The sequence below is a fragment of the Streptomyces sp. SolWspMP-5a-2 genome, from assembly GCF_900091845.1.
Taxonomy (GTDB): domain Bacteria; phylum Actinomycetota; class Actinomycetes; order Streptomycetales; family Streptomycetaceae; genus Streptomyces; species Streptomyces doudnae.
In genome coordinates this window covers 1-8,587 of the sequence record NZ_FMCI01000144.1, presented here as the reverse complement: position 1 = coordinate 8,587, position 8,587 = coordinate 1, and the positions used below count along the sequence as shown (strand labels likewise).

The following is an 8,587-nucleotide window of genomic DNA, read 5'->3' as shown; positions in this document are numbered from 1 at the left end:
GCGGGGGAGGGGCGCACGGCGCGGGCGGCGACGACGCCCAGGGCGACGGCGCCACCGGCGCACACCGCGGTGTGCAGGGCGCCCCACCCGCGGTGGTCCCGCCACAGCACCCGCTCCACGGCACCGGCGGCCCGGCCGAACGCGGCGACCGGATGCCCGCGGCGTGGATCGCCGAGCAGTCGGTCACCGAGGAGGCCGGCGGCGGCGCCGTACGCGAAGACGCGATCGGCACGCATCGGGTCAGTCGGCCGCGGGGGCGGGCAGGGCCGGGTCGCTCGGCTTCGGTCGGATGCCGCGCATGGCGATATGTCCTCACTCAGGGTGTCCGCGCCCTGGTTCGACGAGACCGGCGGTGAGAGTTCCTGGCTCCCGGGGGGTTCTACCCCGGTGACAGTGGCGGGACCGCGCCGGATTCGCACCGGCTTCCTCTCGTGCCGCCGTACTTGGCCTCGGCAGTCCACCACGCTGCACAACGGCAGTCAACTTGCTGTTGACCTGCGGTGAAGGAGTGTGCCGAGGCCCACACGCACAGGGGTGCGGGACGGTGTTCCGTCCCGCACCCCGGGGTGCCGGCGGGCCTGTGGCCCGGCGCGGTTCAGGCGACGATCAGGGAGATCCCGTACGCCACCGCCGCCGCGCAGGCGGCGAAGCAGACGTAGGCGCCGGTGACGGCGAGCGTCGCCGACCCGCCCTGCGCGGTGGCGCGTTCGCGCCGGGAGAGGCCCGCGATGCCGAGGGTGAACAGGGCCACCAGGCCCACGGTGACCACGAGGCTGACGCCGAAGACGGAGCCAAGGGACGCCCAGTCGATCTTCATGTCGGGGTTCCTTCGTTACCGGGAGGACGGGCTCAGACGGCGGCGGGACCGGCGGCCGGTTCCGTGCTCTGGGCGGTGGCGGGCGGGGCGGGGATGGTCGCGGTCAGCCCCTCGGCGACGGTTCCTGCCGGGGGCGGGGTGACGGCGGCGATCGCCTGCGTCACCACACCGGCGGGCTCGGGCTCGTCGGCCGCGTTGACGTTGTGGTGGTCGATGACCTCGCGCCGGGACAGCTTCCAGATGGCCGCGCTGGAGGCGATCAGGAAGACGGCGACGGCCGCGGTGCCCCAGTCGCCCAGGCCGGTCACGGTCTCGGCGAGCGCGCCCACCAGGGCGGCGGCCGGCAGGGTCAGGCCCCAGGCGACGAACATCCGGGTGGCGGTGGACCAGCGGACCACCCCGCCCTTGCGGCCCAGGCCCGCACCCATCACCGAGCCGGAGACGGCGTGCGTGGTGGAGAGGGAGAAGCCGAGGTGCGAGGAGGCCAGGATGACGGTGGCCGCGCTGGTCTGGGCGGCGAAGCCCTGCTGCGGCTGGAGGTCGGTCAGGCCCTTGCCCATGGTGCGGATGATGCGCCAGCCGCCGAGGTAGGTGCCGAGCGCGATGGCCAGACCGGCGGAGAGGATGACCCAGGTGGGCGGGTCCGAGTCGGGGGCGACCGCGCCGCCCGCGACCAGGGCCAGGGTGATGATGCCCATCGTCTTCTGGGCGTCGTTGGTGCCGTGGGCGAGCGAGACCAGTCCGGCGGAGGCGATCTGCCCGGTCCGGTAGCCCTTCGCGGCCGCCTTGCCGTCGGCCTTCCGGCCCAGGGTGTAGGAGAGCCGGGTCGCCAGGAGCGCGGCGACGCCCGCCACGATCGGGGCGGCCACGGCCGGGATGAGCACCTTGGTGACCAGCACGTCGCCGTGGACCGCGCCGGACCCGGCCGAGGCGATGGTGGCGCCGATCAGACCGCCCATCAGGGCGTGCGAGGAGGAGGAGGGGAGCCCGACGAGCCAGGTCAGCAGGTTCCAGAGGATCGCGCCGACCAGGGCGGCGAAGATGACCTCGGGACGGATGCCGCTCTCGTCGACGAGACCTTTGGAGATCGTGTTGGCGACCTCCACGGAGAGGAAGGCGCCGACAAGGTTCAGCACGGCGGACATGGCCACCGCGACCTTGGGCTTGAGCGCACCGGTCGAGATGGTGGTGGCCATCGCGTTGGCGGTGTCGTGAAAACCGTTCGTGAAATCAAACGCGAGTGCGGTCACTACCACAATCGCCAAGATCAGCGAGAAGTTTTCCATTTACCCAGGCAATCGTTCGAAGTCATTGGCGCGTTGAACGTAGGCAACCTGGATGAACGGAAGGTGAACTGAGACGGGCGACAGGGTGACCGTGCGGGAGGGTTGCCGCTCCGTCCGGCCCCGCCGCCCCGAGCCGCCCCTCGGCTATCCGCCCCGGGTGAACTTCCGCAGCTGCGCGAGGCTCCCGTTGAAGAGGTTCTGGTCGCCCGGCAGCCGCCCCTTGTTGCCGTACTGCCAGAACGTCCAGTACGACCAGCCGCCCGGCAGCGACCCCGCGTTCGAGGCCCCCGGGCGGGCGATCCACAGCGGGTTGGCGGAGAGCGCGCGGCTGTTGCCGGTGCAGGCGCTCCACCAGTGCGCGGTGGTGTAGATCACCGGCGGGCGGCCGGTGCGCCGCGCGACCTCGTCGCTGAACGCGCGGATCCAGCCGACCATGCGCGCCTTGCCGAGCCCGTAGCACCGGTGCTTGCGGTCGTACGGGTTGTATTCGATGTCCAGCGCGGGCGGCAGCGTCCGCCCGTCGGCCTTCCAGTCGCCGCCGTTGCGCACGAAGAACGCGGCCTGGGCGGCGCCCGAGGACCGGTTCGGCAGCGCGAAGTGGTAGGCGCCGCGCAGGATGCCGTGGTCCCGGGCGCCGCGGTACTGGCCGTCGAAGTACGGATTGCGGTACGAGGTGGACTCGGTCGCCTTCACGTAGACGAACGCGGCCCCCCTGGATCTGGCCTTCCCCCAGTCGACCCGCTTCTGGTGCGACGAGACGTCGTGCCCCTTCGGCAGCCCGGCCGCCTCGGCGGCCGCGGACGGCTGCCCGGCGACGGCGGTCACGGCGACGGCGGTCACCGCCGCCACGGACATCGCGAGCGGACGGAGACGACGGAACGACGTGCGGACACAAGCCATTTATCCCCCGAAATAGTGACGTGGACGACAAATCACCGGTGGAGGCTACTCGAAGATCACCGGATGATCGGTATTCCGCGCGCACCCGGAAGAGTGAGGCGCCGAACTCCCGCACGGCGGCCCCACGCGCCACCCCCTCCCCAGGGCGGCACCCGCCTGGCAGGATCGCCCCATGGCCGAGCCGCGACGGGACACACCCAGGGAACGCACCGCACCGGAGGCATGGGGCAGAGCCGTACGGGACGCCGAGGCGCTGGCCTGGGAGGAGCTCGTCGCCACCGCCCGCCGCACGGTCGCCGACGGGCTGGTCGTCGGCACCTCGGGCAACGTCTCCGCCCGCGTCGGCGACACCGTCCTGGTCACCCCGTCCGGCGTCCCCTACGACCGGCTCACCCCCGCCGACGTCACCGGCGTCGACCTGGCGGGCCGCCAGGTCCTCGGCAGCCTCGTGCCGACCAGCGAACTGCCCATGCACCTCGCCGTCTACCGCACCACCGACGCCCTCGCCGTCGTGCACACCCACGCCGTGCACGCCACCGCCGTCTCCACGCTCGTCACCGAACTCCCCGCCGTCCATTACATGACGGCGGCCCTCGGCGGCGCCGTCCGCGTCGCCCCCTACGCGGCCTACGGCACCGACGCCCTCGCCGCGCACATGCTGCGCGCCCTGGAGGACCGCAGCGCCTGCCTCCTGCGCAACCACGGCACCGTCGCCCACGGCGCCACCCTCGACCAGGCCTACGACCGCACCGCGCAGCTCGAGTGGATGTGCCGCCTGTGGCTGACGGCCGTCTCGGTGCCCGGCCTCACCCCCAGCCTGCTCACCCCCGACCAGCTCACCGAGGTCGCCGAACGCCTGCGCGGGTACGGCCAGCGCGGCTGAACCCGCCCCCGGCGGGCGCCCGCCCCGCCCGGCCGCCGTCACCCGCCCGCTCCGCCCACTGGCCGGGTCCCCGATCCGCCGGGAGACTGGACGGGTGCGCACTGTCAAAGCGGCGGCCGCGGCCGTCACCGCAGCCCTCGCCGCGGGCGCCGCGAGCGTGGCGGCCGGCCGGTTCGCCAGCGACGCCGCCCTCAAGGCGCCCTCCGGCGGCCGCCCGCCCACCGAACCGCGCCTCACCGTGCACGCCGTCGGCGACGACTGGATCGCGCTGACCCGCGCCCTCGCCTCGCTGCGCCCCGGCACCTACGGCCTCGCCGACGACGACAGCCACGCGGTCGTCGGCCCGGTCATCGACGCGGCGGCCCACTCCGCCGACACCGTCGTGCGCCGCCTGGAACGCGTCACCCGCGGCGCCCCCGCCACCGGCGACCGGATGTGGCTGGTCCCCGACCTCCGCACCGGCGACCCCACCACCGCCCTCGGCCTGCCCCACACCTCCGTCGCCGTGCCCGGCGAACTCGGACCCCTGCCCGCCTGGTCGGTGCCCGCCGCGCGCGACACCTGGGTGATCGCCGTGCACGGCCTCGCCGCGGGCCGCGAACACACCCTCAACCTCATGGAGTTCCTGCACGGCCTGCGCTTCCCGGTGCTCGTCCCCGCCTACCGCGGCGACCCCGGCGCGCCCCGCTCGCCCGACGGACTGCACCACCTCGGCGAGACCGAGTGGCACGACCTGGACGCCGCGATCCGGCACGCCGTCCAGCACGGCGCCCGCCGCGTCATCCTCTACGGCTGGTCCACCGGCGCCACCATGGCGCTGCTCGCCGCCACCCACTCGGCGCTCGGCGAGCGGATCTCCGGCCTCGTCCTGGACTCCCCGGTCCTCGACTGGACGGCCACCCTGCGCGCCCTCGCCACCGCCCGGCACACCCCAGGCGCCCTGCTCCCGCTCGCGGTCCGCGCCGCCCAGGGCCGCACCGGCATCCGCGGCGACGCCACCGCGCAGGCCGCCGAACCCGGCGGACTCGCCGTCCCGACCCTGATCGTGCACGGCCCCGACGACACCCTGGCCCCCTGGGCGCCCTCCCGCCGCCTGGCCGCCGACCGCCCCGATCTGGTCACCCTGCACCCCGTGCCGGGCGCCCCGCACGCGGCGATGTGGAACGTCGACCCGGACGGCTACGAAGAGGTCCTGCGCCGCTTCCTGACCCCGCTGATGTGACCCCGGCGGAGCGCGCGGCGCGGTCCGCCGCGCACCGCGCGCCGGCATTCCGTTTAACGCCGTACCAGTGGCCGGTTCTCGGCCCTCGACCGCCCCGCGGACCCGGTGCGTTGGCCATCCCCGTCGCCCGCCGTGACATTCCGTTTGGGTTTTCGGACCGTCAACCGGAAGACTGCACCCGTGACGTCCCGTATCCCGCGCGACTCCAGGCTTCGACTCGTCCGCCCACGACCCCTGGCCGCCGCCCCCAGAGCAGTGAACCAGCGGCGCACCCGCCGCCCCGCGCCGCGTCCCCCGGAGGGCACACCGGCCCCCGGGGAGCTCGCCCGAATGGCTCGTTCCCAGCTTGCGGGCGCCGCCCGCGTGGCCCGCTGGGCCGACATCGCCCTCGGTCCGGGCGGCGACGGCGCCACCGCCGGTGACCAGGCCACCCTCGCCGAGGCCACCGCCGAACGCGCCGCCGAGGAACTGGGCCTGACCACGGCTCAGGTCCGCGCCCACTGGGACACCGCCCGGCTGGCCGGACTCATCGAGGTCCACGGCGACACCGCACGCCCCGGCTGGCGGCTGCGCGCCTGGAACCGCGACGACAGCGCCGTCCTGCGCGGCTGGGTCGCCCTCTTCGACGCCTGGTCGATCGCCCACCCGGAGGCCGCCGCGCACGAGCCCGCCGGTGTCGCCGAGGTCGTCTCGGCCATGCCGCAGGTGCTCTCCTTCCTCCAGCTCTCCGCCGGTCCCGTGCCCGTCGCCCAGCTCCTCGACCTGCTGGAGCAGCGCGTCACCGAACTGCGCACCGAGCGCTGCGAGATCCCCTACGGCCCGCAGCCCGAACCCGTCCCGGTACCGCTGCCGCCCGAGCGCGACGACACCCAGCTCGCCCCCCTCCTCGACTGGGCGCTGCACGCCCTCGCCGCCGTCGGCGCCCTCACCTGCGGCGACGGCCAGGCCACCCTCACCCCGCTGGGCAGCTGGGCGGTCTGGGTCAAGCTGGAGCAGATCTGCGTCGCCGCGCAGAGCCCCGCGGGCAACATCGAGCAGGGCGCCGAGGACATGCTGCGCGGCTGCGCCCAGCTCCGCCCGAACGCGGCCCGCGCCGAGTACCGCGCCTGGCTCGCCGCCCGCACCGTCGGCGGCGCCGTCACCGAGCTGCTCGCCGCCGCCCGGGGCGAGGACGCCCTGCTGCGCGGCCTGGCCTTCGAGGCGCTGCGCGTGGTCGGCGCCCCCGCCGAGCCCGACGTCCGCTCCGTCGCCGACGAGCCCGCCCTGCGCCCCTACGCTCTGCTCTGGCTCGCCGAGCACGACGGCATCGACCCCGAGGACGCCCACGAGGTGCTCACCCGGGAGGAGGCCACCTGGCTCTGGGTCGACACCGCGGCGGCCGTCGCCGACCACGGCGAGGCCCCGATGCTGGTACGGCACCTGGAGTCCGCCCTCCAGCCGACCGTGCCCGCCCTGCTGGACGAGGTCCGCGCCGTCGGCCACCCCAGGACCGTGCAGGTCCTGGTCGCCCTGGCCGCCGCCCACCCGGACCCGGCCCTGGCCAAGGCCGTCCGCCGGGCGGCCTTCCAGGTCCACACCGGCGGCAGCTAGCGGACGGCCCGGGAACGGGCGACGTGGGCACGGGCGGCGGGGGAGCGGTCTGCCGGGGAACGGTCGGCCAGGGCACCGGGGGCCCGGGAACGCTCAGCCCGGGAGCGGTCGGTCAGAGAACCGGCGGCCTGGGCGTGGTCGGCCCGGGAACGGCTGGTCCGGCCGGAGCGGGCGCGCGGTGGCGATGCCGGGAGCGTGCCCCGGCACCTCACCCCGGCAGCCGGGGTGCGTACGTGCCGAAGCTCCACACGTTGCCCTCGGTGTCCCGGGCCATGTAGTCCCGCGAGCCGTAGTCCTGATCCGTCGGCGGCATCAGGATCTCCACGCCGTGCGCCGCGGCCCGCCTGTGGTGCGCGTCGACGTCGTCCACCACCACGTACACCCCCGTCGGCCCGGCGTCCCGCATCGCCGAGGCGAACAGGCCCGCCCGGCCCTTGGAGCCGATCATCACCGCGCCGTTGCCCTGGGCCAGTTCGGCGTGCATCACCGAGCCGTCCTCACCCTCGTAGACCGCCAGCTCCTTGAAGCCGAGGGCCTCCGTGAGCTGGCTGATCGCGGCCTTCGCGTCCGTGTAGAGCAGCGTCGGATACATGCTCGGCGCCGCGCCCGTGCCGTCTGCCATGCCGATCACCCCTTCGTGACCAGAACCGGTCGGATTCACCACGAACCAGTCTCGCAGCCACCACTGACAACGGCCCCCGGACCGGCCCCCGGACCAGCTCCCGGACCGGCTCCCGGTGTCGGTCCGGGACCGGTCGGCTCAGGACGTGCCGAAGGTGTCGCACCGGCCGGGCGCCCCGGTCCTGTACCCCTGGTCGAACCACTGCCGGCGCTGTGCCGCCGACCCGTGGGTCCACGACTCCGGGGCCACCCGCCCCTGGAAGCGCTCCTGGATGCGGTCGTCCCCGACGGCCGCCGCCGCGTCCAGGCCGTCCCGGATGTCCGCCGCCGTCAGGCTGGTGATCAGCGGCCGCCCGGTCGTCCGGTCCTTCGTGGTCGTCGCGTGGTGCGCCCACACCCCGGCGTAGCAGTCCGCCTGCAGCTCCACCCGGACCGCGTTGCTGTTCGCGCCGGTCCGCCCGTCCTGGGCCCGGCGCAGCGTCCCCAGCAGGTCCTGCACGTGGTGCCCGTACTCGTGCGCCACCACGTACGCCTGCGCGAACGCCCCGCCGTTCGCGCCGAACTTCGTCCGCAGCTCGTCGAAGAACCCGAGGTCGAGATAGACCTTCCGGTCACCGGGGCAGTAGAAAGGACCGACCGCGCTGGACGCCTGGCCGCACGCGGTGGAGACCCGGCCGCCGAAGAAGACCGTGGGCGCGGACGTGTACGTGCCGCCCCGGCGGGCGAACTCCTGCCGCCAGTAGTCCTGCACGCTGTTGACCACCCCGACCAGCCGGCAGTCCTCCCTGGTGTTGGCGTCCCGCCCGGTACGGCAGCTCTGCTGCACCTGCGCCAGCGACGACGCCGTCGCCGCCGGACGGCCCGACCCGTCGGAGAGCCCCAGCTCCTGCGGCCCGACCCCGAAGAACAGGCCGAGCAGCAGCGCGACCAGACCGACGACACCGCCGCCCACGGTCGCCCGGCCGCCGGGGATCCGGCTGCCGCGCACGTCCTGCACGTCCGAGGTGTCCAGCGGGGCGTCGTCGTCGAACTGCAAGGGGGCACCATCCTCTGGGCGGCGGTCGTCCGGGTGCCGTCATCCTTGCCCCGCGCCCCGCCCCGCACGGACCGCCGAACGGGGGACAGCCCCCGCGCCGCCCGCCGTGTCCCGCCCGCCCACCGGCCCCGGCCACGCGCGCGTGGCTACGCTCTGCGCCGGATCCGGCAGGCGCCGGACGGCGGTTTCCGAAGGGGGGCGCGGTGGTCGTACTGCAGGCTGGGGTCGCACG

General features: G+C 74.8%; 9 protein-coding genes and 1 riboswitch. Of the genes, 3 read left to right on the top strand and 6 right to left on the bottom strand.

Annotation, left to right across the window (positions count from 1 at the left end):
- The 4 genes from GA0115242_RS14185 to GA0115242_RS14170 all read right to left on the bottom strand — a co-directional run.
- On the bottom strand, window positions 1–236 hold a 236-nt coding region (locus tag GA0115242_RS14185; RefSeq protein ID WP_176729810.1), incomplete at its 3' end, for a cobalamin biosynthesis protein.
- Window positions 237–335: 99 nt separating this feature from the next.
- A riboswitch (cobalamin riboswitch) is annotated at window positions 336–478 on the bottom strand.
- Window positions 479–595: 117 nt separating this feature from the next.
- Window positions 596–817, bottom strand: a complete 222-nt coding sequence (locus GA0115242_RS14180; RefSeq protein ID WP_093828263.1) for a hypothetical protein — start codon at window positions 815–817, stop codon at window positions 596–598.
- 32 nt (window positions 818–849) lie between these two features.
- Window positions 850–2,103, bottom strand: coding sequence for an inorganic phosphate transporter (locus GA0115242_RS14175; RefSeq protein WP_093828261.1), 1,254 nt, complete (start codon window positions 2,101–2,103; stop codon window positions 850–852).
- A gap of 144 nt (window positions 2,104–2,247) precedes the next feature.
- Window positions 2,248–2,958, bottom strand: a complete 711-nt coding sequence (locus tag GA0115242_RS14170; protein WP_370672279.1) for a lysozyme — start codon at window positions 2,956–2,958, stop codon at window positions 2,248–2,250.
- A gap of 217 nt (window positions 2,959–3,175) precedes the next feature.
- Here GA0115242_RS14170 and GA0115242_RS14165 point away from each other — a divergent pair, with 217 nt between their 5' ends.
- From GA0115242_RS14165 to GA0115242_RS14155, 3 genes are all read left to right on the top strand, one after another.
- Entirely contained in the window at window positions 3,176–3,886 is a 711-nt protein-coding gene (locus tag GA0115242_RS14165; protein ID WP_093828257.1) for a class II aldolase/adducin family protein, read from the top strand.
- Between the two features lie 94 nt (window positions 3,887–3,980).
- A complete protein-coding gene (locus tag GA0115242_RS14160) occupies window positions 3,981–5,108 on the top strand; it encodes an alpha/beta hydrolase (RefSeq protein WP_093828255.1) in 1,128 nt (375 codons plus the stop codon).
- 180 nt (window positions 5,109–5,288) lie between these two features.
- The gene (locus tag GA0115242_RS14155; protein WP_176729809.1) at window positions 5,289–6,698 is read left to right on the top strand and encodes a hypothetical protein; all 1,410 of its coding nucleotides are present in this window, start codon (window positions 5,289–5,291) and stop codon (window positions 6,696–6,698) included.
- A 208-nt stretch (window positions 6,699–6,906) separates the two neighbouring features.
- On the opposite strand, the gene GA0115242_RS14150 is transcribed toward GA0115242_RS14155, so the two are convergent.
- Window positions 6,907–7,320, bottom strand: coding sequence for a VOC family protein (locus GA0115242_RS14150; protein WP_093828265.1), 414 nt, complete (start codon window positions 7,318–7,320; stop codon window positions 6,907–6,909).
- Window positions 7,321–7,458: 138 nt separating this feature from the next.
- Complete coding sequence (locus tag GA0115242_RS14145; RefSeq protein WP_093828251.1) at window positions 7,459–8,355, bottom strand: KPN_02809 family neutral zinc metallopeptidase; 897 nt, start codon at window positions 8,353–8,355, stop codon at window positions 7,459–7,461.
- Window positions 8,356–8,587 lie beyond the last annotated feature (232 nt).

What these genes read in the sequence shown, in the direction of transcription:
- GA0115242_RS14165 (WP_093828257.1), top strand. Translation starts at nt 3,176, where the DNA reads ATGGCCGAGCCGCGACGGGACACACCCAGGGAACGCACCGCACCGGAG.
- GA0115242_RS14150 (WP_093828265.1), bottom strand. Translation starts at nt 7,320, where the DNA reads ATGGCAGACGGCACGGGCGCGGCGCCGAGCATGTATCCGACGCTGCTC.
- GA0115242_RS14170 (WP_370672279.1), bottom strand. Translation starts at nt 2,958, where the DNA reads ATGTCCGTGGCGGCGGTGACCGCCGTCGCCGTGACCGCCGTCGCCGGG.
- GA0115242_RS14180 (WP_093828263.1), bottom strand. Translation starts at nt 817, where the DNA reads ATGAAGATCGACTGGGCGTCCCTTGGCTCCGTCTTCGGCGTCAGCCTC.
- GA0115242_RS14175 (WP_093828261.1), bottom strand. Translation starts at nt 2,103, where the DNA reads ATGGAAAACTTCTCGCTGATCTTGGCGATTGTGGTAGTGACCGCACTC.